Source organism: Stenotrophomonas sp. NLF4-10 (genome assembly GCF_022359915.1).
In the GTDB taxonomy this organism is placed as follows: Bacteria; Pseudomonadota; Gammaproteobacteria; order Xanthomonadales; family Xanthomonadaceae; genus Stenotrophomonas; species Stenotrophomonas daejeonensis.
The window spans coordinates 2,457,052-2,481,539 of the sequence record NZ_JAKSEE010000003.1 but is presented as its reverse complement, the minus strand read 5'-3'; the positions used below and the strand labels follow the sequence as shown (position 1 = coordinate 2,481,539).

The window sequence follows — 24,488 nt, the reverse complement described above, 5'->3', positions numbered from 1 at the left end:
TGACGGAACGGATTGTTAGTAGTAATACTACTAACCATGAACCTGACCGATACCCAGCAGGCCATCCTCGACCTGATCGCCGAGCGCATCGCGGCCGAGGGCGTGCCGCCTTCGCAGACCGAAATCGCCCGTGCCTTCGGCTTCAAGGGCGTGCGCTCGGCCCAGTACCACCTCGACGCCCTCGAAGCGGCCGGCGCCATCGAGCGCGTACCGGGGCGGGCCCGCGGCATCCGGCTGGTGCATGCCGATGACGCCGGCGGCGCGCCGGCCCCGGCCGCCAACGACGACAATGTGCTGCGTCTGCCGATACTGGGCCGCGTCGCAGCCGGGCTGCCGATCGGCGCCGACATCCGCTCGGACGATTTCGTGGTGCTGGACAAGGTGTTCTTCTCGCCGGCGCCGGACTACCTGCTGAAGGTGCAGGGCGATTCGATGATCGACGAGGGCATCTTCGACGGCGACCTGATCGGCGTGCACCGCACCCGCGATGCCCGTTCCGGGCAGATCGTGGTCGCGCGCATCGACGACGAGATCACCGTCAAGCTGCTGAAGGTCGGCAAGGACCGCATCCGCCTGCTGCCGCGCAACCCGGACTACTCGCCGATCGAAGTGCTGCCCGACCAGGACTTCGCCATCGAGGGGCTGTATTGCGGCCTGCTGCGTCCGAACCGGTGAGGCGTCCCCCTTCCGCAGCCGCCGATGCGTGCTTTCCCCATGCCCGGCCGCGGCAGCCACGGCTGCCGGCGGGCAGGCCCGGAAAATAAATTCAACGGTATCGCCGCCAGTCTCAACCTTTGCGATACCACCCCCCTACAGTGAGCCCCATGACGAAATCCAAATCACCCGCGAGGAACGACCTGATGGACGAGAACAAGAAGCGCGCGCTTGCCGCCGCCCTGAGCCAGATCGAGAAGCAGTTCGGCAAGGGCTCGGTGATGCGCATGGGCGACCGCGTGGTCGAGCCCGTCGAGGCCATTCCCACCGGCTCGCTGATGCTGGACATCGCCCTGGGCATCGGCGGCCTGCCCAAGGGCCGCGTGGTCGAGATCTACGGCCCGGAGTCTTCCGGCAAGACCACCCTGACCCTGCAGGCGATCGCCGAGTGCCAGAAAATGGGCGGCACCGCTGCCTTCATCGATGCCGAGCACGCGCTGGACCCGATCTATGCCGCCAAGCTGGGCGTGAACGTCGACGACCTGCTGCTGTCGCAGCCGGACACCGGTGAGCAGGCGCTGGAAATCGCCGACATGCTGGTGCGCTCCAGCTCGGTGGATATCGTGGTCATCGACTCGGTCGCGGCGCTGACCCCCAAGGCCGAGATCGAGGGCGAGATGGGCGACCAGCTGCCGGGCCTGCAGGCCCGCCTGATGAGCCAGGCGCTGCGCAAGCTGACCGGCAACATCAAGCGTTCCAACACGCTGGTGGTGTTCATCAACCAGCTGCGCATGAAGATCGGCGTGATGATGCCCGGGCAGAGCCCGGAAACCACCACCGGCGGCAACGCGCTGAAGTTCTACGCCTCGGTGCGCCTGGACATCCGCCGCATCGGCGCGATCAAGAAGGGCGACGAGATCATCGGCAACCAGACCAAGATCAAGGTGGTCAAGAACAAGCTGGCGCCCCCGTTCAAGCAGGTCATCACCGAAATTCTGTACGGCGAGGGCATCAGCCGCGAAGGCGAGCTGATCGACATGGGCGTGGACGCCAAGCTCGTGGACAAGGCCGGTGCTTGGTACAGCTACGGCGACGAGCGCATCGGCCAGGGCAAGGACAACGCCCGCGGCTACCTGCGCGACAACCCGCAGGTGGCGGCCAAGCTCGAAGCCGAGCTACGCGAGAAGTTCCAGCCGACCGAGGCCAGCCGCGAGGAAGGCGACGAGGATTGATTGCCCGCGGGAGCGGGGCGGCGCATCGTCAGTGACGTCGTCCCGCTCCCGCGGTTTTATGGACACGGGCACCAGCCCACGTAGGTGCGGGGCTTGCCCCGCGCATGCGGGATGGCAGGCGACGCGATGAACGACAGCGAAGACCGGCAACCATCCTCCCGCCGCGGCCGGCGGCCGCGCGAGCAGACGCCCTTGCAGCGCGCGCTCGGGCTGCTGGTACGGCGCGAGCATTCGCGCAAGGAGCTGGGGCGCAAGCTCCGCGCCAAGGGCATCGACGCCGACGAGGCCGCCGCGGCGGTCGCACGATTGGCCGAGGAAGGCTGGCAGGACGACGCCCGCTTCGCCGAGGCGCTGGTACGCAACCGCTCCAATGCCGGCTACGGCCCGCTGCACATCCGTGCCGAACTGGGCACGCATGGCCTGGACGGCGAGCAGATCGAGGCGGCGATGGCCACCTTCGAGGGCGACTGGGCCGAAAACGCCCGCGACTTGGTCTGCCGGCGTTTCGGCGAGGGTGGGCCGCAGGACCTGGCGCAGCGGCGCAAGGCCGCGGACCTGCTGGCCCGGCGCGGCTTCGACGCCGGCTGCATCCGCAGCGCCACCCGCTACGACCCGGAGGACTGAACGGGCCGGGCCTGATACCCTTTCAGGGTTTCGTCCGCTCAGGATACCCGTGCGTCCCGCACGGGCGTCGGCGGCCGCCAGCCCGCTCATCGCCAGTCCAAATGAACACACCCGCCAAAGTCACCACCTCCCAGATCCGCGCCGACTTCCTCGCATTCTTCAAGGGCAAGGGCCACACCATCGTGCCGTCCGCGCCGCTGGTGCCGGGCAACGACCCGACCCTGCTGTTCACCAACTCCGGCATGGTGCAGTTCAAGGACGTGTTTCTCGGCGCGGAAAAGCGCAGCTACGTGCGCGCGGCCGACGTCCAGCGCTGCCTGCGTGCCGGCGGCAAGCACAACGACCTCGATTCGGTCGGCTACACCGCCCGCCACCACACCTTCTTCGAGATGCTGGGCAACTGGTCGTTCGGCGACTATTTCAAGAGGGACGCCATCGCGTGGGCGTGGGAATTGCTGACCGGCGTGTGGAAGCTGCCGGCCGAGCGCCTGCTGGTCACCGTCTACCACAACGACGACGAGGCCTATGCACTGTGGCGCGACATGGTCGGCGTGCCGGAAGAACGCATCGTGCGCATCGGCGACAACAAGGGCGCGCCGTATGCCTCGGACAACTTCTGGCAGATGGCCGACACCGGTCCCTGCGGCCCCTGCACCGAGATCTTCTACGACCACGGCGAGCACATCGCCGGCGGCCCGCCGGGCTCGCCGGACGAGGATGGCGACCGCTTCATCGAGATATGGAACCTGGTGTTCATGCAGTTCGACCGCCAGCCCGACGGCACCCTGGTGCCGCTGCCGGCACCGTGCGTGGATACCGGCATGGGCCTGGAACGCCTGGCCGCGATCCTGCAGCACGTCCACACCAACTATGAAATCGACCTGTTCCAGACCCTGATCGGCAAGGCCGCCGCACTCACTGGTACCGCCGATCTGGAAAACAAGTCGCTGCGCGTGATCGCCGACCACATCCGCGCCTGCGCGTTCCTGATCGTCGATGGCGTGCTGCCGTCCAACGAAGGCCGCGGCTATGTGCTGCGCCGGATCATCCGCCGCGCCCTGCGCCACGGCTGGATGCTGGGCGTGCGCCAGCCGTTCTTCAGCGCGATGGTGCCGACGCTGGTCGAACTGATGGGCGAGGCCTACCCGGAACTGCCGGCCGCCGCCGCGACCGTGGAGAAGGCGCTATTGGCCGAAGAGGAACGCTTCGCCGAGACGCTGGACGCCGGCATGAAGATCTTCGACGACGTCGCGGCCAAGGTCGGCGACGGCATCATCCCCGGCGCCGAGGCGTTCCGCCTGTACGACACCTATGGTTTCCCGGTCGACCTGACCGCCGACATCGCCCGCGAGCGCGGCATGACCGTGGACATGGCCGGCTTCGACAGCGCGATGGAGCACCAGCGCGAGATGGCGCGTGCCGCCGGCAAGTTCGGCGGCGGCGTGCAGTTGCCGGCCGAGCTGGTCGCCACGCTGTCGCCGACCGTGTTCCTCGGCTACGAACAGTTGCAGGCCGATGGCCTGAAAGTGGTTGCGCTGCTCAAGGATGGCCGCCCGGTCGACACCGTGCAGGCCGGTGATGCGGTGATCGTGTTCACCGCGCAGACGCCGTTCTATGCCGAGTCCGGCGGCCAGGTGGGTGACCACGGCGTGTTGTCCGCCAATGGCGCGGAAATCACCGTCAGCGACACGCAGAAGTTCGCCGGCCAGTTCCACGGCCACGTCGGCACCGTGAAGCAGGGCACGATCAAGCTGGGCGACGTGCTGTCCGGCGCGATCGACACCGCCCGCCGCGGCGCCACCATCCTCAACCACTCGGCCACCCACCTGCTGCACGCCGCGCTGCGCGAGGTGCTGGGCACCCATGTGCAGCAGAAGGGCTCGCTGGTCGCGCCGGACCGCCTGCGCTTCGACTTCTCGCATTTCCAGCCGATCACGGCCGAGGAACTGGCGCTCGTCGAGCGCAAGGTCAACGAGCAGGTGCGCGCCAACAACGCCGCCGAAGTGCACCACATGGGCATGCAGGAAGCGCTGGACTTCGGCGCGATGGCGCTGTTCGGCGAGAAGTACGGCGAGCACGTGCGCGTGCTGAAGATGGGCGACTACTCCACCGAGCTGTGCGGCGGTACCCATGTCTCCCGTACCGGCGACATCGGCCTGTTCAAGATCACCTCCGAAGGCGGCGTGTCCTCCGGCGTGCGCCGCATCGAAGCGGTGACCGGGCAGGGCGCGCTGGACCACGTGGACGCGGAGGAGGCGCGCTTGGCCGAGGCCGCGCACTTGTTGGGCGGCGCCGCCAGCGACGTGGTCGACAAGATCCGCCAGCTCGGCGAGCGGCAGAAGAAGCTGGAGCGCGAACTGGAAGCGCTCAAGGCCAAGCTCGCCTCCGGCGCCACCGCGGACCTTGGTGCTTCGGCCGTCGCTATCAATGGCGTGAAGGTGCTGGCCGCGCGCCTGGAGGGCTTCGACGCCAAGGCCTTGCGCGAGGCGGTGGACCGCCTGAAGCAGCAGCTGGGCGACGCGGTGGTCCTGCTGGCCGGTACGCAGGACGGCAAGGCCTCGCTGGTGGCCGGCGTGAGCGGCGCGGCGCTGGGCAGGGTCAAGGCCGGGGAACTGCTGGCCCATGTCGCCGGTCAGACCGGTGGCAAGGGCGGTGGCCGTCCCGACATGGCGCAGGGCGGCGGCGAGGATGGCCCGAAGCTGGTCGCCGCGCTCGAAGGCGTGTCGGAATGGGTCAAGCCGCACCTGGCGTGAATGCAATGTACCGGCGCGCCTTGAAGCCATCGGCGTCCTGCCAGTAACATTGGCAATCTTTCCCTTTGTCGTGGGGCGCAGGCAACAGGCGCGCCGATGCCGGTGGGGAACCCCGCCGGTTAATGGAGATTCTCAAAATGTTGATCCTGACTCGCCGCGTAGGCGAAACCCTGATGATCGGTGATTCGGTCAGCGTCACCGTGCTTGGCGTCAAGGGCAACCAGGTGCGTATCGGCATCACCGCCCCGAAGGACGTGGCGGTGCACCGCGAGGAAATCTTCCAGCGCATCCAGCGCGGTGACGAACCCGCGGCGCCGGGAAGCAAAGAAACTTCCGAATAAGGGTTTACCTTTCACCCTGTTAAACGGTATTCTTCGCGCCCTGCTTCGCGGCGCGAGGCAGGGAAAAGAAAGAAAACGGAGTGATGCCCGAGAGGCCGAAGGGGCTCCCCTGCTAAGGGAGTATAGGGTCAAAAGCTCTATCGAGGGTTCGAATCCCTCTCACTCCGCCAGAACTGAAAGCGCCTGCGATCGATGATCCGCAGGCGCTTTTGTTTTTGGCATCGTGTATGGTCGTGCATGATTCGTTTGACCCCGGAGTGGGGCTGGGCCACCTCCGGGGTATCCCTAACTGCGGGTAGGGGATGCCCTGATGCAAGGGCATCGGCAATCCGCGCATTGTGCTCAGGGTCGGCCGCATGACATCCGTGCGATGGGGGAGGGGACGATCCCCCGCGTCAGCCGGCATTTTTCTGATTGATAATACACATGGCTTTCGCCATGACGGGCGCTGGCGCTGCCATCGCCCGCCTGCCCGGACACGGGGCGTGGCGAGTCACAACTGTCACCTGTTTGCCAGGGAGAGGAGTGCGCATGACCATCAGGGTATTTCTCATCGACGACCACGCGCTGGTGCGCACCGGCATCAAGATGATTCTTTCCGGTGAGACCGACATCGAGGTGGTGGGTGAGGCGGAAAACGGCGAGACGGGGCTGCCGCAGATACGGCGCCTGCAGCCGGACGTGGTGTTGTGCGACCTGCACCTGCCGGGGTTGAGCGGGCTGGAGATCACCGAACGCATCGTCAAGGGCGACCACGGCACCCGGGTCATCGTGGTCTCGGTGTCCGAGGATGGGCCGATGCCGCGGCGGCTGCTGGAAGCCGGGGCGTCGGGATACGTGGGCAAAGGCGGCGATGCGAAGGAACTGGTGCGCGCCATCCACGACGTGGCGCTGGGCCGTCGCTACCTGTCCAGCCACATTGCGCAGAATCTGGCGTTGTCGAACCTGGAGGGGAGCGACTCGCCGTTCGACGGGCTTTCGCCGCGCGAGCTGGAAGTGGCATTGCTGCTGATGCAGGGGCGGCGGCAGGAGGAGATTGCGCGCCGGCTCAGCCTCAGCGCCAAGACCGTGAACACGCACAAGGCGCGCCTGTTCCAGAAGACCGGGGTGCACGACAACATCGCGCTGGTGCGTCTGGCGGCGCAGTACGGCGTGATGGATCCGACCAAAGCGATTTGAACTTGAACCGAAGGCCTCCTGTCCTGCGTGTGGGAAACGGGAAGCTGGGAAACGAAAAAGCGGCCATCAGGCCGCTTTTCCGTTGTTGACGACAGCGCCTGCTCAGGCGCTGCGGGGTTGGTCGTCGTCCGTCTTGGCGTCGTCCACCGCAGCGGTTTCTTCCGCCGGCAGAGCAGTCGTTTCGTCGTCAGCTGCGTTGGCGTTCGCCGACTCGGTTTTCGTTGCCGGTGCTTCGGCGAAAAGCTGGCCGTTTTCCGGCGCGGCAGGTGCCGACGGAGTGGCTGCCTGTTCGTGGATGGGGTATTCCTCCACGACCGGCGGCGCTGCCACGACCGGATCGGCCGGTTCAGCCGCGACGGGGGCCACCGGTTCCTGGACTGCTTCCGGCACCGGTTGTGCAGCTACTTCCACTACCGGCGAAGTTTCGACCGTTGCTGTTTCCACGGTTTCGGGAGCGGCCGGGTGGCTGACCTCGACCGCCTCGACCGGCGATGTGACCGCTTCCGCGCTTGCCGCGGGCGCTTCTGCTGCGACGGGTTCGAGGACCAGGTCGGTGGTGGCAGGCTCCGCCTTCACCACGGGAGCCGGCGCAGCGGTTTCCTGCACGCGAGCAGGTGCCGGGGCATCGACCGTTGCAGCAGCGGTGACCGGCTCGTCGTCGAAATCGAACTCGGGCTGGGCCGTGGCCGGGCGGGTCGCGTTGGACTCGTTGGTTTCGGTAGCCGTGTCCTCGTCGCCGTCTTCGCCAGCATCGTCATTCTGGTTCGGGTTGTCGATGGCAGTGCTGCCGTCGGCATTGCCGCGACGACGGCGGCGGCCACCGCGACGGCCGCGGCGACGGCGGCTGCCTTCACCACCGGTTTCCTCGGCTGCTGCTGCGGGGGCGGTTGCATCGTCGATGACGGCGGGAGCGGCGGCCTGCTGTTCGGTTTGAACGGCTGCAACTGCTTCCACGGTCGCGGGGGCTTCCCTCGGCAACGTTTCGATGGCGGCCGTGGCTTCCGTTGCAACCACGGTGGCTGCGGCGGCGGCCGGCGCGATTACCGGACGGGCTGCTTCGGGCTGGGGCTGGCGAGCCGGTTTTTCGGTCACCTGCTGTGCGGGCTTTTCCTTCTCGACGGCCTGCTGCGGCTTCTGCTGCTGCGGCTTGGGTTGCTTCTGCTGCCGGGGCTGTTGCTGCTCGTTGTTGCGCGGTGGCTTGTTGGCCTGCTGCTGGCCCTGTTCATTGCGCTGCTTGGGCTGCTGGCCGGCGTTCTTCTGTTCCTGCGGATTGCCGTTGCCGTTCTGGCGGCGCTGCTCGTCACGGCGGTTGCCGCGCGGCTGCGAGTTGTTGCCATTGCGGCGCTGGCCACGGTCGTTGCGGTTGCCGCGGCCGTTGTCCTGGCGTTGCGGTTGGGCCGGCTTCGCAGCGGCGGGGGTGGTTTCGCCGCCGAAGACGCGCTTGAGCCAACCCATCACGCCGCCCGCGACGGGGGCGGCCAGAGTGGCAACCGGAGCCGGGGCGGGGGCCGTTTCGGCCACTTCGCGTACCGGGGCCGGCTGGCTGTGCTTGACGTGGGTGACGGCCGGCGCCGGCGGGATATTCAGCTGCGCCTTGGTCAAGGCGTGCACCGGCAGCCTGCGCGGGGTCCCGCGCTGGTAGCTGGGCTTGCCGGATTCCTCGCCCAGCTCGTTGTCGCGCAGGCGCGTGACTTCGTAGTGCGGGGTGTGCAACTGCTCGTCGGCGACGATGATGATCGGCGCGTCGTGGCGCTGCTCGATCTCGCGCAGCGCGCCACGCTTCTCGTTGAGCAGGAAGTTGGCGATCTCCACCGGGGCCTGCACCAGCACCTGCCCGGTGTTCTCCTTCATCGCGTGTTCCTCGGCGACGCGGATGATCGACAGCGACAGCGATTCGATGCTGCGCATGCGGCCCTGGCCGTCGCAGCGTGGGCACACGATCTGGCTGGATTCGCCCAGGCTCGGGCGCAGGCGCTGGCGGCTCATCTCCATCAGGCCGAAGCGCGAGATGCGGCCCAGCTGCACGCGGGCGCGGTCGTACTTGAGCGCGTTCTGCAGGCGGTTCTCGACTTCGCGCTGGTGCTTGTTGCTGGACATGTCGATGAAGTCGATCACCACCAGCCCGCCCAGGTCGCGCAGGCGCAGCTGGCGCGCCACTTCCTCGGCGGCCTCCAGGTTGGTCTGGAACGCGGTGTCCTCGATGTCGCTGCCCTTGGTGGCGCGCGCCGAGTTGACGTCCACCGCGGTCAGCGCCTCGGTCTGGTCGACCACGATCGAGCCGCCGGAAGGCAGGCGCACGTTGCGCTCGTAGATCGCCTCGATCTGCGATTCGATCTGGAAGCGGTTGAACAGCGGGATGTCGTCCTTGTAGTGCTTGAGCTTGCGCAGGGTCTGCGGCATCACCTGCTGCATGAACTCGCGCGCGGTCTCGTACAGCTCCTCGGTGTCGACCAGGATCTCGCCGATGTCGGCGCGCAGGTAGTCACGCAGGGCGCGCACGATCAGCCGCGATTCCTGGTAGATCAGGAACGGCGCCGGCTTGGCCAGCGCGGCCTCGGCGATGGAGCGCCAGACGCTGAGCAGGTAGTCCAGGTCCCACTGCAGTTCTTCGGCATCGCGGCCGACGCCGGCGGTGCGGATGATCACGCCCATGTCGTCGGGGATGTTCAGCTTGTCCAGCGCTTCCTTCAGCGCGGCGCGGTCTTCGCCCTCGATGCGGCGCGAGACGCCGCCGGCCGACGGCGAGTTCGGCATCAGCACCATGTAGCGGCCGGCCAGCGAGATGAAGGTGGTCAGGGCGGCGCCCTTGTTGCCGCGCTCGTCCTTGTCCACCTGGACGACGATTTCCTGCCCTTCGCGCAGCAGTTCGCGGATGCCGGCCTTGTTGTGGTCGACGCCGCTCTGGAAGTAGTCGCGGGAGATTTCCTTCAGCGGCAGGAAGCCGTGGCGGTCGGCGCCGTAGTCGACGAAGGCGGCTTCGAGGGAGGGTTCGAGCCGGGTGATGCGGCCCTTGTAGATGTTGGACTTCTTCTGTTCCTTGGACGGCTGTTCGATGTCGATGTCGTACAGGGTCTGGCCGTCCACGATGGCCACGCGCAGTTCTTCGGCCTGCGTGGCGTTGATCAGCATTCGCTTCATTGTGCGTTCCTCGCGCGCTGCTACCGCGCGGAACGCCGTGGCGTTTGGCCTCTGGACACGGCTCGCCGCCCATTCGCGCAGGCGCGGACAGGGCGGCTTGGGTTTCCAGCGCTGCGACACCACGGCAGGCCGCGGGAGCGCTTCTTGTTCAAGTTTTCAGGTGTTTCGGGACCGGCGGCGGCCCCAGCCAAGCTGGAGCGCCGCGCGGGGCATGTTCAGCGCGAATGCTTGTCAGGCACTCGGCGATGGCCGGGAACGCCGGTGAGCCGCTAACATGGCCGCCCCGGGGGCGGTGGCCGCGCACTGTGCCGGATCCGTCGGGAGCGGGGCTTCTGGCCCTGACCAACTTCCAACGAAATCAAACCCTTATATCGCCCGCCGAGTGTAGCAGAATAAACAGGCCGATGACCGACTCCGAACACCGCCGCAACCCGTCCGCGGCCAAATCCAGCGTGCGCCTGATCAAGGTTCCGGAAGACCGGGCCGGGCAGCGGCTGGACAACTTCCTGCTGGGCCAGCTCAAGGGCGCGCCGCGCAGCCTGGTCTACAAGCTGGTACGCAGCGGCCAGGTGCGGGTCAACGGCGGCCGTGCCAAGGCCGAGCGCAAGCTGGAAGCGGGCGAGGAGGTGCGGGTACCGCCGGTCAATCTCAGTGAAATCGGAGACAAGACGCCGCCACCGGCCGGCTTCCTGCAGCGCATGGAGCAGGCCATCGTGTTCGAGGACGCGCGGCTGCTGGTCATCAACAAGCCCTCCGGGGTCGCCAGCCACGGCGGCAGCGGCATCAGCCACGGTGCCATCGAAACCATGCGCGCGCTGCGCCCGAACCAGACGCTGGAGCTGGTGCACCGGCTGGACCGGGATACCTCCGGGCTGCTGGTGATGGCCAAGAAGCGCTCGGCGCTGAGCGAGCTGCAGGCGCTGCTGCGCGAAGACCATGGTGCCACCGGGGGGATCCGCAAGCGCTACCTGACCCTGCTGGCCGGGCGCATGCCCGATGGCGTGATGAGCGTGGATGCGCCCCTGCACGTCGGCCTGCGCCAGGGCGGCGAGCGCCATGTGCAGGTGAACGCCGCCGGCAAGCCGTCGCTGAGCCATTTCAGGGTGCTGGAGCGGCGCGGCGGCCATTCCTATTGCGAGGTACGGATCGAGACCGGGCGCACCCACCAGATCCGCGTGCATGCCCTGCACATCGGCCACCCGGTGGCCGGCGACGACAAGTACGGCGACCCGGCGGTCAACAAGCGCCTGCGCGAGCAGGCAGGGTTGAAGCGGCTGTTCCTGCATGCGGCATCACTGGAGTTCGCATTGGATGCCGGCAAGACGCCCTATGTATTGAATGCGCCGTTGGCACCGGAGCTGGCCGAGGTGCTGGACAGGCTGGGGTGAGGCAGGGAATGGGGAACAGGGAACGGGGAATGCTGGTGGACGGCAGCTTCTCGTTCATTGCGCAACGAAGGATTCAGCAGGGCGGTGAAGGAGAAGCAGCGGAAATGGTTCATTCCCCGTTCCCTGTTCCCCATTCCCGGCTTCATCACATCACCACTTGAACAGCACCAGGCTGATCGCCAGCGTCGCCATGCCGGACACCAGCCCGTAGACGGTTTCGTGGCCCTTGGCGTAGCGCTTGGCCGCCGGCAGCAGTTCGTCCAGGGCGAGGAACACCATCACCCCGGCGATCATGCCGAACACGATGCCGAAGGTGCTGTGCGACAGCACGCCGGACAGCGCGAAATAGCCGATCGCCGCACCCACCGGCTCGGCCAGCCCCGACAGCAGGCTGGCGCCGAAGGCATAGAACTTGTTGTTGGTGGCGAAATACACCGGCACCGCGATGGCGATGCCCTCGGGGATGTTGTGGATGGCGATGGCGAACGCCAGCGGCATGCCCACCGAGGGGCTTTCCAGCGTGGCGAAGAAGGTCGCCAGCCCTTCCGGGAAGTTGTGCGCGGTGATCGCCACCGCGGTCAGCAGGCCGACGCGGCGGATGTAGCTGCGGTTGTCGTCGCGGAACAGCGGGTCCTGCTTGTCCAGGCTTTCGTGCGGGTTGGGGATCAGGTGGTCGATGCCGACGATCAGCAGCACCCCGGCCAGGAACGACAGCGTGCCCCAGGTGAAGCCCAGCCGCTCGCCGTGCGCCAGCGCGAACGAGGCGATCGACTTGTTGAGGATTTCCGACAGCGACACGTACACCATCGCGCCGCCGGCGAAGGCCAGCCCGAACGCCAGCAGGCGCGGGTTGGGGCGGCGCGAGAACAGCACCATCAGGCTGCCGATGGCGGTGGCCAGGCCGGCGGCCAGGGTCAGCGCGAAGGCGACCCAGAGGTTTTCGGTGGAGATCACGAAGGCCGCTCGATGTGGGGGAAGAGGCGGTGCATCAACCGCCGCGGCGCATCCGTTCCTCGATGGCGAAGCACTCGTCGGGCTTGGGCTGCGGCGGGTTGAAGCTGACCGGCACCTGGATGGTGGTGGAAACCGGCTGGCCGTTGCGGGTGGCGGCCTTGAACTTCCATTCGCGCACGCGGGCGGCGGCCGCTTCGTCCAGCTGGCCGTTGCCGCTGCTGGCGACCAGCGAGACGTTGGTGGGCGCGCCTTCCGGCCCGACCACGACCTTCAGCACGCTCTTGCCGCCGACGCCGGCGCAGGCCAGCTCGGGCGGGTAGTCCGGCGGCGGCGTCTGCACCGCGGCGACTTCGGTGGGGGCGACGGCCGGCGCCGCGGGCTGCTCGGAGGACGTGCAGGCACCGAGCAGGGCGGCGAGGCAGAGGGAAGCGGACAGCAGGCGTGGCTTCATGTCATTGCTCCGTCAGCGCCGATGCCTTGGCGGCACAGATGAAATCGTTCTCGCTCAGGCCGCCCACGTCGTGGGTGGAAAAACGCACCACCGCGCGGTCGTAGTGCACGCCGAGGTCGGGGTGGTGGTCTTCGCGATGGGCGATCCACGCCAGCGCATTCACGAATGCGATGGTGCGGTGGTAGTCGTCGAAACGGAAGGTGCGCAACAGCGCCTGGCCGTTCTCGGCCAGCTCCCAGCCCGGCACCTGCGGCAGCAGTTCGGCCAGCCGGGCCTCGCCGAGGCGGTGTTCGCTGCCTTTGCGTGGCAGGCAGTGCGCCTGCGCCAGTGGAATCAGATCAGGGGCCACGACAACCTCCATCGAAGAAAGGACCGCAAGGGTGCCGCCGGTGGAAACAGCGTCCCGTCAGCGGCAACCAAGACCCGGCTAGAATACCCGCATGATCCAGATTTCAGATACCGCGCAGAGCCATTTCCGCAAGTTGATCGAACGCGAGGCGATACCGGGCATGGGCGTGCGCCTGAGCGCGGTGGAGCCGGGGACGCCGCGCGCCGATGCGCGCCTGGAGTTCGCCGAGCCGGCCGACCTGCAGGGCGACGAGTGGGCGGTGGACTGCGACGGTTTCACGCTGTACGTGGCGGCCGCCAGCGTGGCATGGCTGGACGGCGCCGAGATCGACTACGTCACCCAGGCCGCCGGCACCCGGCAGCTGACCATCAAGGCACCGAAGATCAAGGGCGAGGTGCCGGGCGAGGCGGCCTCGCTGGTCGAGCGCGTGCACTGGGTGGTGGAGAACGAGGTCAACCCGCAGCTGGCCTCGCATGGCGGCCACGTCGCGGTGCAGGAGGTTTCCGCCGATGGCGTGGTGCTGCTGCGCTTCGGCGGCGGTTGCCACGGTTGCGGCATGGCCGACGTGACCTTGAAGCAGGGCATCGAGAAGACCCTGCTGGCCCGCGTGCCCGGCGTGACCGCGGTGCGCGACGCCACCGACCACGACAGTGGTCACGCGCCCTACATCCCGCGCGGCAAGGCCGGCTGAGTCGCTTCCGGCATGCCGGTGCCATCGGTAGCCGAGTTGATCAACCTGCTGGCGGCGCGTGGCCGGGCCGTTAGGCTGCACGACCGTCGTACCGGCATGCCGTACAGCTGGAGCGGTTGGCTGCGCGATTGGGCGTCGCGGGCGAAGTCGGCCTTCGCGCCGGCTGAAATGATCGGCGTGGTGGCGGGAAGGACGCTGCCGCCTGAACGCAGGCCACCCGCGCGGGCCTTCTGGCAGGTGATGTTGCTGCTGCTCTGGCACGGCGGCGAATCGCCGCCGCGCGACCAGCGCGGCTTGCGCTGGTTTGCCGCTTTCTTCAGCGTCGCCTTGCATCTGGTGTTCGCGATATTGCTGGTGTGGGTGGCGCTGGTGCGCAGCAACGTGCCCGACGAGCGTGCCGATGAAGGCGAACGGGTGCAGGTCGAATACATCGGCCGTGGCACGGTGCAGGAAGAAGGTGGCGGCGCCCCGGCGGCGCCGGCCGGGACACAGGCACCCGCCGTGGCACGTGGCGACCGACCCGCAGGTGGAAGGCCGGCCCCGGTGCAACAGGAAGCGGGGCCGCTCGCGGAACCGGCCGTGCCGGTGGAGCAGGCCGTCGCCGCACGTGCGCAACCGGCGGAAACGCCGCCCGTGCCGATAGATGCCCCCGTGCCGGCGCCGGCTTCCGAACAACCGCTGCAAGCAACCGAGACCCCACGGCCGACCACGGATTTCGTGGTGCCGCCGCCCAGCCTGGTTGCTCCGGTTGTGCATGCGCCGGAGCCACGGGTGCGCGAGCGCAGCATCGAGACTGTGGTCGAACGCCCGCAGCCGGTGCAGGCGGTGCGCGCCCCGGTCATCGCATCGCCGCGGGTGGAGGCTCCGCAGGTACAGGTCCGCGAGCGGCAAATCGAAGTGGTGCCGCAGCAACAGGTGGCCTTGGCGCCGCTCGCCCCGCGCGATGCGCAGGTGCGGTTGCGCACGCCGGAACCGGGTGTGCGCGAGCGGCAGATCGAGATGGCGACCTCGCGGGAAGTGGAGATGGCGCCGGTGCGCCCGCGCGAAACGGAAGTGCGGCTGCAAGGGCCGGATGTGGCCGTGCGCGAGCGGCAGGTGCCGGGTGTGCAGGAAGCTCCGGCGGCGGCATCGTCGACGGCGGGTGAGGAAGCTGCGGCAACGGCCGAGCAGGGCCGGGCAGCGGCCGCGACTCCGGCTGCGGGCGCGGTGGAATCGAGCGCCGCGACCGCCCCCGTCCCCGCTGCGCGTCCGGGCACCAGTCCGGGGACCGGCCCCAGGCCGCAGGACCGGTCCGGTGGCTGGGCGACGCCGGCCCGTTCGGATGACTGGGGTGCTTCGCAACGCCAGGTGGCAGGAAATGCAGGTGGGCAGGCCGATGAGGGCTTGTTCAATGCGGACGGCAGCGTGCGCCTGGCCGATGATGGCGAGGGGCGCGGGCAGGACGCCACGCGCGGCGCGCCGGGGGGCGATTCGGACAGCTGGAGCCGCGAACGCATCGCCCAGGCCGGCACCTGGCTCAAGCGACCGCCGTACGACTACACCCCGACCTCGTTCGACAAGTACTGGGTGCCCAACGAATCGCTGTTGGCCGAATGGGTGCGCAAGGGCATCAAGAACATCGAGATCCCGATTCCGGGCACGAAGACGAAGATTTCCTGCGTGGTGTCGATGCTGCAATTCGGTGGCGGCTGCGGCCTGACCAACCCGGACATGCAGGAACAACCAGCCAGCGCCCGCCCGCCGCCGGATATTCCGTTCAAGAAGGAACTGCAGGAAGACAACGGCAGCCGTTGATGCAGGGGGTGCCGATGGCATGCCACTCACGGCAACCCCATGACACCTGCCGGGTCGCCAAGGGGAAGAAAAGCTTGTCGTAGATGCGGGGCTTGCCCCGCATGGGGTCCTGCCGGCAAAGCTTCATGCGGGGCAAGCCCCGCATCTACGGCATGCCGGCCCGGCGGACAGCCGGGTGAAGAGAGCCTTACTTCAGCCCGTGCAGGTCGCGCAGCTGGCTCGGGCGCGAGCCGAACCAGGCGGCCAGGTCGGCGATGTCCTGATCGCTGAGGTTGGCGGCCTGCGGGGACATCAGCATGTGCTCGCGGTCGCCGCTGCGGTAGGCCTGCAGCGCGTGGGCCAGGTAGTCGCCGTATTGGCCGCCCAGGCGCGGATAGGTGGCATCGATGGGCTGGTTGCCGTCGGCGCCGTGGCAGTCGATGCAGCTCTGGCCGGTGGCCTGGCCCTTGCTGTTGGCCAGTTGCTCGCCGATGGCGATGCGCCCCTGCGGCAGGCCGGCGGAAGAGCTGGAGCCGTGCTCGCCGCTGGCATGGCCGGGGTCGGTGGCGGAGTGGTCGGCGGATCCGGAACAGGCGGCCAAGGTGCAGGCCGCAAACAGGGCGATGGCAATACGCGTGGCGTGCGTGGCTTTCGACATGAGCGGCGCTTACTTGATGGTGGAGAGGTAGGCGGCGAGATCGGCGATGTCCTGCGTGCCGAAGCTCATCGATTGCGCCTGCATGGTCGGGTGCTTGCGCTTGCCCTCGCGGTATTCGGTCAGCGCCTGGGTCAGGTATTGTGCCGATTGGCCGCCGATCTTCGGCACCCGGTAGCTGGGGTAGGCGTTCTTGTAGCCGGTGATGCCGTGGCAGCCCTGGCAGGTGTAGGCCAGCACCCTGCCGGCTTCGGCGTTGCCGGTGGTGGCCGCCGGCGTGGCGGCGGGTTCGGGCTGCGGTTCGGCCTGCGCGGCGGCCCCGAAGGGCAGGGCGAGGGCCAGAGCAAGACAAGCGGCGAGCGGCTGCGGGCGCATGGTTTCCTTGTCCGGGATACGGGTCTGGTGGTTCCTTGGCTGAACCGTGGAACGGTCCGAGTATAGCTCCCGCATTCACCGTTACGGAACAGTTCATTGATGGTGCGGCGCGTCACGCAGGCATGACCTTTGGCGCATGGTGTTGGTGTGGGGTGGTGCAATACTTTCCTATAACACCTAACCCAAGCATCTACAGGGAACCGCGATGTCTCGACTCTTCTCCATGCCCGGCCGCACCGGAAGCTGCGCTGCCGCGCTCCTCGTCACGACCCTGTTGCTGGGCGGCTGCAAGGCCGGCGGCGAGGCGGCCAAGGCCGGGGCGCCGGACGGGCAGCAGGCCAGCGATGCGGTACCGGTCGAGGTGGCCAGGGCCACGCACCGCGCGATCGCCGCCAGCTACACCGGCACGGCCTCGCTGGAAGCGCGCGCCGAGTCGCAGGTGGTCGCCAAGACCTCCGGCGTGGCGCTGGCGGTGATGGTCGAGGAAGGACAGGTGGTGCAGGCCGGGCAGCCGCTGGTGCGGCTGGACCCGGACCGCGCGCGGCTGGCCGTGGCGCAGAGCGAGGCGCAGATGCGCAAGCTGGAAAACAGCTACCAGCGCGCGCAGAAGCTGGTGCAGCAGCAGCTGGTCAGCGCCGCCGACGTGGACCAGTTGCGCTTCGACCTGGAAAACGCCCGTGCGCAATACCGCATGGCGACGCTGGAACTGTCCTACACCACGGTGGTGGCGCCGATTTCCGGCGTGGTGGCCTCGCGCGACATCAAGCCGGGCAACTTCGTGCAGATCAACTCGCCGATCATCCGCATCGTCGACAGCGGCAAGCTGGAGGCCACGCTCAACGTGCCTGAACGCGAGATCGCCAAGCTCAAGCCGGGGCAGACGGTGGAACTGGCCGCCGACGCGCTGCCGGGCCGCAGCTTCACCGGTACGGTGGATCGGGTATCGCCGGTGGTGGACACCGGTACCGGCACGTTCCGCGTGGTGACCACGTTCTCCGGCGGGGAGGGCTTGCAGCCGGGCATGTTCGGCCGCCTGAGCATCAATTACGACCAGCGCGCCGATGCACTGGTCGTGCCGCGCGCGGCCTTGCTGGAAGACGGCGGCGAACCGGCGGTGTACGTGGCGCGCGACGGCAAGGCGCTGCGCAACGAGGTGAAGCTGGGCTACGACGATGCCGGCTGGGTCGAGGTGCGCGAAGGCCTGAAGCAGGGCGATGAAGTGGTCGTCGCCGGCAAGGCGGCGCTGCGCGAGGGTAGCGCAGTGCAGGTGATCGGCCAGGAGAAGGCGGTGGCCGCGGCCAAGGCACCGGCTGCGCAGGCGACCAAGCAATGAGTGCGCACGACCCGTCGGCTGCCGGCGGCCGCGGCTTCGACCTGATCGAATTCGCCACCCGCCGCCGCGTCACCATCGCGATGATGACGCTCACTTTGGTGTTGTTCGGCCTGATCTCGTTGTCGAGCCTGAAGGTCGAACTGCTACCGGACCTCAGCTACCCCACGCTGACCGTGCGCACCGATTACGAAGGCGCCGCGCCGGCGGAGATCGAGACGCTGATCTCGCAGCCGGCCGAGGAAGCGCTGGGCATCGTCAAGGGCCTGCGCAAGCTCAAGTCGATCTCGCGTACCGGGCAGAGCGACGTGGTGCTGGAGTTCGCCTGGGGCACGGACATGCAGCAGGCCGGGCTGGACGTGCGCGACAAGATGGAGACGCTGCAACTGCCGCTGGAGGCCAAGCCGCCGGTGCTGCTGCGCTTCAACCCGTCCACGCAGCCGATCATGCGGCTGGCGCTGTCGTCGAAGCAGGAGGGTGGCAGCGAGGCCGACGCGGTGCGCCGGCTGATGGAACTGCGCCGCTATGCCGACGACGACCTCAAGCGCAAGCTCGAACCGGTCAGCGGCGTGGCCGCGGTCAAGGTCGGTGGTGGCCTCGAGGACGAGGTCCAGGTGGACATCGACCAGCGCAAGCTGGCGCAGCTGGGGCTGTCGCTGGACACGGTGATCCAGCGCCTGGAGCAGGAGAACGTCAACCTGTCCGGTGGCCGCTTGGAGGAAGGCTCGCAGCGCTATCTGGTGCGTACGGTCAACCAGTTCGCCACGGTCGAGCAGATGCGCGAGATGCTGCTGACCACGGCCGGTGGCGGCGCGAGCGCCTCGTCCACCGGCGAGAACCGGCAACTGATGACCGCCATCCTCGGCAGCCGCGACCCGAACGTGATCGCCGCGCTGCGCAGCGACGGCGGCGGCGCCAACGTCGCCACGGTGCGGCTGAAGGACGTGGCCAACGTCTACCAGGGCTACAAGGAGCGCGAGGCGGTGATCCGCAGCGCCGGCCACGAGGCGGTGGAACTGGCGGTCTACAAGGAAGGCGACGCCAACACCGTGTCCACCGCCGACGCGCTGGAGGCGAAGCTGGAAACCATCCGCAAGCAGATGCCCAAGGACATCGAGATGACGGTGGTGGAGGACCAGTCGGTGTTCATCCGCCACGCGATCAAGGACGTGAAGATCGACGCGGTGATCGGCGGCCTGCTGTCGGTGCTGATCATCTTCCTGTTCCTGCGCGATGGCTGGAGCACCTTCGTCATCTCGCTGTCGCTGCCGATCTCGATCATCGCCACGTTCTTCTTCATGGGCCGGCTCGGCCTGAGCCTGAACGTGATGTCGCTGGGCGGCCTGGCGCTGGCCACCGGCCTGGTGGTGGACGACTCGATCGTGGTGCTCGAATCCATCGCCAAGGCGCGCGAGCGCGGCATGGGCATCCTGGAGGCGGCGATCAAGGGCACGCGCGAAGTGTTCATGGCGGTGGTCGCCTCGACGCTGACCACGATCGCGGTGTTCCTGCCGCTGGTGTTCGTCGAGGGCATCGCCGGGCAGCTGTTCCGCGACCAGGCGCTGACCGTGTCGATCGCCATCGCGGTGTCGCTGGTGGTGTCGATGACGCTGATCCCGATGCTGAGTTCGCTGAAGGGCCGCGCGCCACTGGATTTCCCGGCCGAGGAGCCGCGCCAGCCGTGGCGCCCGGCCAGCCGCTGGCAGAAGCCGTTGGCGTTCACCGGCCGTGGCCTCGGTGCGATGTTCCGCTACGGCTTTTTCGCCGCGGCGTGGATGGTGGTGCGCGTGTTCCGCGGCATCGCCGCGGTGGTCGGGCCGGTGATGCGCAAGGCCAGCGACATCGCGATGGCGCCGTATGGCCGCGCCGAGGCCGGTTACCTGCGGATGTTGCCGGCGGCGCTGAAACGGCCGTGGCCGGTGCTCGGCGGCGCCGCATTGGCGTTCGCGCTGACCCTGCTGGCGCTGCCGCTGCTGGGCGTGGACCTGATCCCGCAGCTGGCGCAGGACCGCTTCGAGATGACCGCCAAGCTGCCGCCGGGCACGCCGCTGGCGCAGACCGACGCGCTGGTGCGTGAGGTGCAGCGCCGGCATGCCGACGAAGCCGGCGTGCGCCTGCTGTACGGCGTTTCCGGCACCGGCACGCGGCTGGACGCCAGCCCGACCGAGAGCGGCGAGAACATCGGCAAGCTGTCGGTGGTGATGGACGACACCTCGCGCGAGCCGGAGCTGACCGAGAAGCTGCGGCAGACGATGAAGGCATGGCCGGCGGCGCAGGTGGACTTCGCGCGGCCGGAGCTGTTCGCGCTGTCGCCGCCGCTGGAGATCGAGATCGAGGGCAACACCCTCGACGCCATCCGTGTGGCCGGCAACAAGCTCGCCGGCATGCTGCGGCAGAACCCGCACTACGCCGACGTCAAGTCGACGGTGGAGCAGGGCTTCCCGGAAATCCAGATCCTGTTCGACCAGGACCGCGCCGCCGCGCTGGGCCTGACCACCCGGCAGATCGCCGATGCGGTGGTCAACAAGGTCAAGGGCAACGTGGCCACCCGCTACAGCTTCCGCGACCGCAAGATCGACGTGCTGGTGCGCGTGCAGGAATCGGAGCGCTCCTCGGTCGACGACATCCGCCGCCTGATCGTCAACCCCAGCGGCAACAAGCCGGTGGAGCTGGGCTCGGTCGCCGAGGTGGTCGCCACCACCGGCCCGAGCGAGATCCATCGCGCCGACCTGCGCCGGGTGGCGATCGTCTCGGCCAACCTGCGCGACATCGACCTGGGCAAGGCGATCACCGAGGTGCAGGGCATGGTCGCCGAAAACCCGCTGGGCACCGACGTCGGCATGCACATCGGCGGCCAGGGCCAGGAGCTGGGCGAATCGATCCGCTCGCTGCTGTTCGCCTTCGGGTTGGCGATCTTCCTGGTCTATCTGGTGATGGCCTCGCAGTTCGAGTCGCTGCTGCACCCGTTCGTGATCCTGTTCACCATCCCGCTGGCGCTGGTCGGCGCGGTGGCGGCGCTGTTGCTGGCGCGCTCGCCGGTGTCGGTGGTGGTGTTCATCGGCCTGATCCTGCTGGTCGGGCTGGTGGTGAAGAACGCCATCATCCTGATCGACAAGGTCAACCAACTGCGCGAGGAAGGCGTGGCCAAGCGCACCGCGCTGGTGGAGGGCGCGCGCTCGCGCCTGCGCCCGATCATGATGACCACGCTGTGCGCGGTGTTCGGCTTCCTGCCGCTGGCGCTGGCCTTCGGCCAGGGTGCCGAGGTGCGCTCGCCGATGGCGATCACCGTGATCGGCGGCCTGCTGGTCTCGACGATGCTGACCCTGCTGGTGATCCCGGTGGTGTACGACCTGCTGGACCGCAAGCCGGACGAGTACTACGCCGAGCGCGGCCGCCGCGCGCGGCAGCAGGCCGAACAGGTCGAGCAGGTGCTGGCGCACGAGCACGACGCGGTCGGCGACGGCGGATTGAAGGGCTGAAACGGATGAACATCACCGAGCTGTCCATCCGCCGCCCCGTCACCACCATCATGCTGTTCGTGTCGATGGTGGCGATCGGCCTGATCGCCGCGTTCCGGCTGCCGCTGGAGGCCGAGCCGGAGGCCACCATTCCGTTCTTCTTCGTGTCGCTGCCGTATCCCGGCTCGACCCCGGAAGAGGTGGAGCGCAACCTGCTGAGGCCGGTGGAAGAGGCCATCGCCACGATGCCCGGCATCAAGTCGATGAACGCGCGCGCCAATGCCGAGGGCGGGCAGATCCAGGTCGAGTTCAGCGACTGGGGCCGCGACATCGCGATGGCCGCATCGGAAGCGCGCGAGCGCATCGACGCGGTGCGCGACCAGCTGCCCGACGACTTCCGCCGCTACTACGTGCAGCGCTGGAGCACCAGCGACCAGGAAGCGATCAGCCTGCGCCTGAACAGCCAGGAAGACCTGACCGCGCGCGCGGACATGATCGAGCGCACCATCAAGCAGCGCCTGGAACGGCTGCCCGGCGTGGCGCGCGTGGAAGTGGAGGGCGTGGCCAAGCAGGAAGTGCTGGTGGCGCTGGACAAGGACCGGCTCAGCGCCCACGGCGTGGCGCTCAACGAACTGGTGCAGAAGCTGCAGGCGGCGAACTTCTCGGTCTCGGCCGGGCAGATCACCGAGGCCGGGCGGCGTCTGAGGGTGCAGCCGCGCGGCGAACTGCTGGAACTGCAGTCGCTGCGCGACCTGCCCATCGACCAGCGTGGCACGCGGCTGTCGGATATCGCCGAGGTCGGCCTGAAGCCGCAGCGCATGAGCTATGTGCGGCAGATGGAGGGCAAGCCCAGCGTCGGCGTGGACATCTACAAGGAGCGCGCGGCCAACCTGGTCGACCTGTCGCGCGCGGTGCGCGCCGAGGTCGAGGTGCTGAAGGACGACCCGGCGATGCGCGGCATCGGCATCGAGGTCACCGACGACCAGGGGCAGGCGGTGATCAGCTCGCTGCTGGCGCTGGCCGAGGCCGGCGCGATCGGCCTGCTGCTGTCGGTGATCGTGCTGTACGCCTTCCTGCGTCACTGGCCGTCGACGCTGATGGTGTCGCTGGCCATCCCGATCTGCTTCATCATGACCCTGGGCTTCATGTACTTCGCCGGCATCACCCTGAACATCATCTCGATGATGGGGTTGCTGCTGGCGGTGGGCATGCTGGTGGACAACGCCGTGGTGGTGGTGGAGAGCATCTACCAGGAGCGGGAAAAGTTTCCGAACCAGCCGTCGCTGGCTTCCATCATCGGCACCCGCCACGTGGCCATCGCGCTGTCGGCCGGCACCCTGTGCCACTGCGTGGTGTTCCTGCCGATGATGTTCGGCGAGAAGAACATCATCACCATCTACCTGTCGCAGCTGGCGGTGACCATCTCGGTGTCGCTGCTGGCGTCGTGGCTGGTGGCGGTGAGCCTGATCCCGATGCTGTCGGCGCGCATGCGCACGCCGCCGGCGCTGAAGTCGCCGTTCATCAGCCGCCTGCAGGAGCGTTATGCGCGCGCGCTGCGCTGGACCCTGCAGCACCGCGGCTGGGCGGTGGCCGGCATCCTCGCCATCTCGCTGGCCAGCCTGTTCCCGATGACCCACACCCAGGGTGGCGGCGACGAGAGCGACCCGAGCGAGATCAACATCTTCTACCAGTGGCGCGGCGCCTATTCCAAGGAGGAGATGGGCAGGGAAGTGGCGCGGGTGGAGGATTTCGTCAACGCCAAGCGTAAGGAATTCCACATCGAGCGGGTATACAGCCGCTACAGCGAGCAGGGCTGGGCGCAGACCCGCCTGTTCCTGGACATCGACGACCGCGAGCTGAGCAAGAAGATCGAGGAAGAGGTGCGCAAGGGACTGCCGCAGTCGGCGCGCGCCAAGATCGGCATCGGCTGGCCCGGCGGCATGGGCAGCGAAGGGCAGGGCATCCGCTTCAGCCTGGTCGGTGACTCGACCCAGACCCTGAGGGAACTGGCCGACGACATCGTGCCGATGCTGGCGCGCGACCCGAAGCTGCGCGACGTACGCGTGGACACCGGCGATGCCAACACCGAGCTTGCGGTGCGGGTGAACCGCGAGCGCGCCGCGGCCTACGGCTTTTCCGCGCAGCAGGTGGCGCAGTTCGTCGGCATGGCGCTGCGAGGCTCCTCGCTGCGCGACTTCCATCGCGAAGACGTCGAGATCCCGGTCAACGTGCGCTTCGCCGGCTCGGAGAACTATGGCGTCGAGGACCTGTCCTCGTTCATGGTGCGCACCGCCAGCGGCAAGGAAGTGCCGCTGCTGGCGATGGTGGACGTGAGCGTCAACCCGGCGGCCAACTCGATCCAGCGCCTGAACCGGCAGACCATGCTGCGGGTGGAGGCCGGGCTGGCCAAGGACGTGCCGATGGACGCGGCGCGCAAGTCCATCGAGACCGCGCTGGACAACGTGCAGTTCCCGCCGGGCTATGGCTACACCTTTGCCGGCGGCAGCTTCAACATCAACTTCGACGGCATGCAGCAGATGGTGAACAGCATCTTCATCGCGCTGATCCTGATGCTGGTGATCATGGCCGCGGTGTTCGAGTCGCTGCTGTTCCCGGCGGCGATCATGTCCTGCGTGCTGTTCTCGATCTTCGGCGTCTACTGGCTGTTCTGGTTGACCGGCACCGAGATGAACATCATGGCGGTGATCGGCATCCTGGTGCTAATGGGCGTGGTGGTGAACAATGGCATCGTGATGATCGAGCACATCAACAACCTGCGCCGGCGCGGCATGGCCCGCACCGATGCACTGGTGGAAGGCAGCCGCGAACGCCTGCGCCCGATCATGATGACGATGGGCACGGCGATCCTGGCGATGATTCCGATCGCGTTGAACACGCAGACCGCCGACGGCATGCCGCCGTACTACCCGATGGCCCGCGCCATCGCCGGCGGGCTGGCGTTCTCGACCGTGGTCAGCCTGCTGTTCCTGCCGACCATCTACGCGATCCTCGACGACCTGCGCACCGGCACCGCGCGGCTGGTGCGGCGCGCCCGCGGGTTGCCGGTGGCGGAGGTAGTGCCGGCCGCTGGCCGGCAACCACAGGGAAGTTGAGCAATGCGGGGCGCCGGCCAGCGGCAATGA

General features: G+C 68.0%; 18 protein-coding genes and 1 tRNA gene. 13 read left to right on the top strand and 6 right to left on the bottom strand.

Going from position 1 to position 24,488, the window contains the following annotated elements; all coding sequences use genetic code 11:
* The first annotated feature begins 36 nt into the window (after window positions 1-36).
* From lexA to MIC98_RS11635, 7 genes are all read left to right on the top strand, one after another.
* Entirely contained in the window at window positions 37-675 is a 639-nt protein-coding gene (gene lexA, locus MIC98_RS11665) for a transcriptional repressor LexA (protein WP_239737290.1), read from the top strand.
* Between the two features lie 185 nt (window positions 676-860).
* Window positions 861-1,886 carry a recombinase RecA gene (recA, locus tag MIC98_RS11660; protein WP_239737289.1) on the top strand — a complete coding sequence of 342 codons (1,026 nt, stop codon included), beginning with the start codon at window positions 861-863 and terminating at the stop codon, window positions 1,884-1,886.
* A 126-nt stretch (window positions 1,887-2,012) separates the two neighbouring features.
* Window positions 2,013-2,510 (top strand): recombination regulator RecX, encoded by a 498-nt coding sequence (gene recX / locus MIC98_RS11655; RefSeq protein ID WP_239737288.1) that lies wholly within the window; start codon window positions 2,013-2,015, stop codon window positions 2,508-2,510.
* A gap of 101 nt (window positions 2,511-2,611) precedes the next feature.
* Window positions 2,612-5,263, top strand: a complete 2,652-nt coding sequence (alaS, locus tag MIC98_RS11650; protein WP_239737287.1) for an alanine--tRNA ligase — start codon at window positions 2,612-2,614, stop codon at window positions 5,261-5,263.
* A 137-nt stretch (window positions 5,264-5,400) separates the two neighbouring features.
* Window positions 5,401-5,604, top strand: coding sequence for a carbon storage regulator CsrA (gene csrA / locus MIC98_RS11645; RefSeq protein WP_057640525.1), 204 nt, complete (start codon window positions 5,401-5,403; stop codon window positions 5,602-5,604).
* Window positions 5,605-5,681: 77 nt separating this feature from the next.
* A tRNA-Ser gene (locus MIC98_RS11640) sits at window positions 5,682-5,774 on the top strand.
* Window positions 5,775-6,135: 361 nt separating this feature from the next.
* On the top strand, window positions 6,136-6,783 hold the full coding sequence (locus tag MIC98_RS11635) for a response regulator (protein WP_239738158.1): 648 nt from the start codon (window positions 6,136-6,138) through the stop codon (window positions 6,781-6,783).
* 102 nt (window positions 6,784-6,885) lie between these two features.
* On the opposite strand, the gene MIC98_RS11630 is transcribed toward MIC98_RS11635, so the two are convergent.
* Window positions 6,886-9,921, bottom strand: a complete 3,036-nt coding sequence (locus MIC98_RS11630) for an Rne/Rng family ribonuclease (RefSeq protein WP_239737286.1) — start codon at window positions 9,919-9,921, stop codon at window positions 6,886-6,888.
* A 404-nt stretch (window positions 9,922-10,325) separates the two neighbouring features.
* Between MIC98_RS11630 and MIC98_RS11625 the strand changes: the two genes are divergently transcribed.
* On the top strand, window positions 10,326-11,309 hold the full coding sequence (locus MIC98_RS11625) for an RluA family pseudouridine synthase (RefSeq protein WP_239737285.1): 984 nt from the start codon (window positions 10,326-10,328) through the stop codon (window positions 11,307-11,309).
* 150 nt (window positions 11,310-11,459) lie between these two features.
* On the opposite strand, the gene zupT is transcribed toward MIC98_RS11625, so the two are convergent.
* The 3 genes from zupT to MIC98_RS11610 are packed head-to-tail and all read right to left on the bottom strand — an operon-like array spanning window position 11,460 to window position 13,063.
* The gene (gene zupT / locus MIC98_RS11620) at window positions 11,460-12,263 is read right to left on the bottom strand and encodes a zinc transporter ZupT (protein ID WP_057640528.1); all 804 of its coding nucleotides are present in this window, start codon (window positions 12,261-12,263) and stop codon (window positions 11,460-11,462) included.
* Window positions 12,264-12,297: 34 nt separating this feature from the next.
* Window positions 12,298-12,714 (bottom strand): energy transducer TonB, encoded by a 417-nt coding sequence (locus MIC98_RS11615; protein WP_239737284.1) that lies wholly within the window; start codon window positions 12,712-12,714, stop codon window positions 12,298-12,300.
* A gap of 1 nt (window position 12,715) precedes the next feature.
* Window positions 12,716-13,063 (bottom strand): 4a-hydroxytetrahydrobiopterin dehydratase, encoded by a 348-nt coding sequence (locus MIC98_RS11610; RefSeq protein ID WP_239737283.1) that lies wholly within the window; start codon window positions 13,061-13,063, stop codon window positions 12,716-12,718.
* A gap of 91 nt (window positions 13,064-13,154) precedes the next feature.
* Between MIC98_RS11610 and MIC98_RS11605 the strand changes: the two genes are divergently transcribed.
* Together MIC98_RS11605 and MIC98_RS11600 are read left to right on the top strand one after the other, a co-directional pair.
* A complete protein-coding gene (locus tag MIC98_RS11605; protein WP_057640531.1) occupies window positions 13,155-13,754 on the top strand; it encodes an NfuA family Fe-S biogenesis protein in 600 nt (199 codons plus the stop codon).
* 12 nt (window positions 13,755-13,766) lie between these two features.
* The gene (locus MIC98_RS11600; protein WP_239737282.1) at window positions 13,767-15,548 is read left to right on the top strand and encodes a hypothetical protein; all 1,782 of its coding nucleotides are present in this window, start codon (window positions 13,767-13,769) and stop codon (window positions 15,546-15,548) included.
* Between the two features lie 187 nt (window positions 15,549-15,735).
* On the opposite strand, the gene MIC98_RS11595 is transcribed toward MIC98_RS11600, so the two are convergent.
* On the bottom strand, window positions 15,736-16,185 hold the full coding sequence (locus tag MIC98_RS11595; RefSeq protein WP_057640533.1) for a cytochrome c: 450 nt from the start codon (window positions 16,183-16,185) through the stop codon (window positions 15,736-15,738).
* Between the two features lie 9 nt (window positions 16,186-16,194).
* Entirely contained in the window at window positions 16,195-16,557 is a 363-nt protein-coding gene (locus MIC98_RS11590; protein ID WP_057640534.1) for a c-type cytochrome, read from the bottom strand.
* A gap of 205 nt (window positions 16,558-16,762) precedes the next feature.
* Here MIC98_RS11590 and MIC98_RS11585 point away from each other — a divergent pair, with 205 nt between their 5' ends.
* From MIC98_RS11585 to MIC98_RS11575, 3 genes are read left to right on the top strand one after another with little or no spacing between them, the layout of a single operon-like run.
* Window positions 16,763-17,890: an efflux RND transporter periplasmic adaptor subunit gene (locus tag MIC98_RS11585; RefSeq protein ID WP_239737281.1), complete on the top strand. Its 1,128-nt coding sequence runs from the start codon at window positions 16,763-16,765 to the stop codon at window positions 17,888-17,890.
* The gene (locus MIC98_RS11580; protein WP_239737280.1) at window positions 17,887-21,366 is read left to right on the top strand and encodes an efflux RND transporter permease subunit; all 3,480 of its coding nucleotides are present in this window, start codon (window positions 17,887-17,889) and stop codon (window positions 21,364-21,366) included. Before MIC98_RS11585 ends, MIC98_RS11580 begins: the two co-directional genes overlap by 4 nt.
* Before the next feature lie 5 nt (window positions 21,367-21,371).
* Complete coding sequence (locus MIC98_RS11575; protein WP_239737279.1) at window positions 21,372-24,458, top strand: efflux RND transporter permease subunit; 3,087 nt, start codon at window positions 21,372-21,374, stop codon at window positions 24,456-24,458.
* Window positions 24,459-24,488 lie beyond the last annotated feature (30 nt).

Excerpts from the sequence above, each read along its gene's own strand:
- lexA (WP_239737290.1), top strand. The coding sequence starts at position 37 with ATGAACCTGACCGATACCCAGCAGGCCATCCTCGACCTGATCGCCGAG.
- recA (WP_239737289.1), top strand. The coding sequence starts at position 861 with ATGGACGAGAACAAGAAGCGCGCGCTTGCCGCCGCCCTGAGCCAGATC.
- recX (WP_239737288.1), top strand. The coding sequence starts at position 2,013 with ATGAACGACAGCGAAGACCGGCAACCATCCTCCCGCCGCGGCCGGCGG.
- alaS (WP_239737287.1), top strand. The coding sequence starts at position 2,612 with ATGAACACACCCGCCAAAGTCACCACCTCCCAGATCCGCGCCGACTTC.
- csrA (WP_057640525.1), top strand. The coding sequence starts at position 5,401 with ATGTTGATCCTGACTCGCCGCGTAGGCGAAACCCTGATGATCGGTGAT.
- MIC98_RS11635 (WP_239738158.1), top strand. The coding sequence starts at position 6,136 with ATGACCATCAGGGTATTTCTCATCGACGACCACGCGCTGGTGCGCACC.
- MIC98_RS11630 (WP_239737286.1), bottom strand. The coding sequence starts at position 9,921 with ATGAAGCGAATGCTGATCAACGCCACGCAGGCCGAAGAACTGCGCGTG.
- MIC98_RS11625 (WP_239737285.1), top strand. The coding sequence starts at position 10,326 with ATGACCGACTCCGAACACCGCCGCAACCCGTCCGCGGCCAAATCCAGC.
- MIC98_RS11615 (WP_239737284.1), bottom strand. The coding sequence starts at position 12,714 with ATGAAGCCACGCCTGCTGTCCGCTTCCCTCTGCCTCGCCGCCCTGCTC.
- MIC98_RS11605 (WP_057640531.1), top strand. The coding sequence starts at position 13,155 with ATGATCCAGATTTCAGATACCGCGCAGAGCCATTTCCGCAAGTTGATC.
- MIC98_RS11600 (WP_239737282.1), top strand. The coding sequence starts at position 13,767 with ATGCCGGTGCCATCGGTAGCCGAGTTGATCAACCTGCTGGCGGCGCGT.
- MIC98_RS11595 (WP_057640533.1), bottom strand. The coding sequence starts at position 16,185 with ATGTCGAAAGCCACGCACGCCACGCGTATTGCCATCGCCCTGTTTGCG.
- MIC98_RS11590 (WP_057640534.1), bottom strand. The coding sequence starts at position 16,557 with ATGCGCCCGCAGCCGCTCGCCGCTTGTCTTGCTCTGGCCCTCGCCCTG.
- MIC98_RS11585 (WP_239737281.1), top strand. The coding sequence starts at position 16,763 with ATGTCTCGACTCTTCTCCATGCCCGGCCGCACCGGAAGCTGCGCTGCC.
- MIC98_RS11580 (WP_239737280.1), top strand. The coding sequence starts at position 17,887 with ATGAGTGCGCACGACCCGTCGGCTGCCGGCGGCCGCGGCTTCGACCTG.
- MIC98_RS11575 (WP_239737279.1), top strand. The coding sequence starts at position 21,372 with ATGAACATCACCGAGCTGTCCATCCGCCGCCCCGTCACCACCATCATG.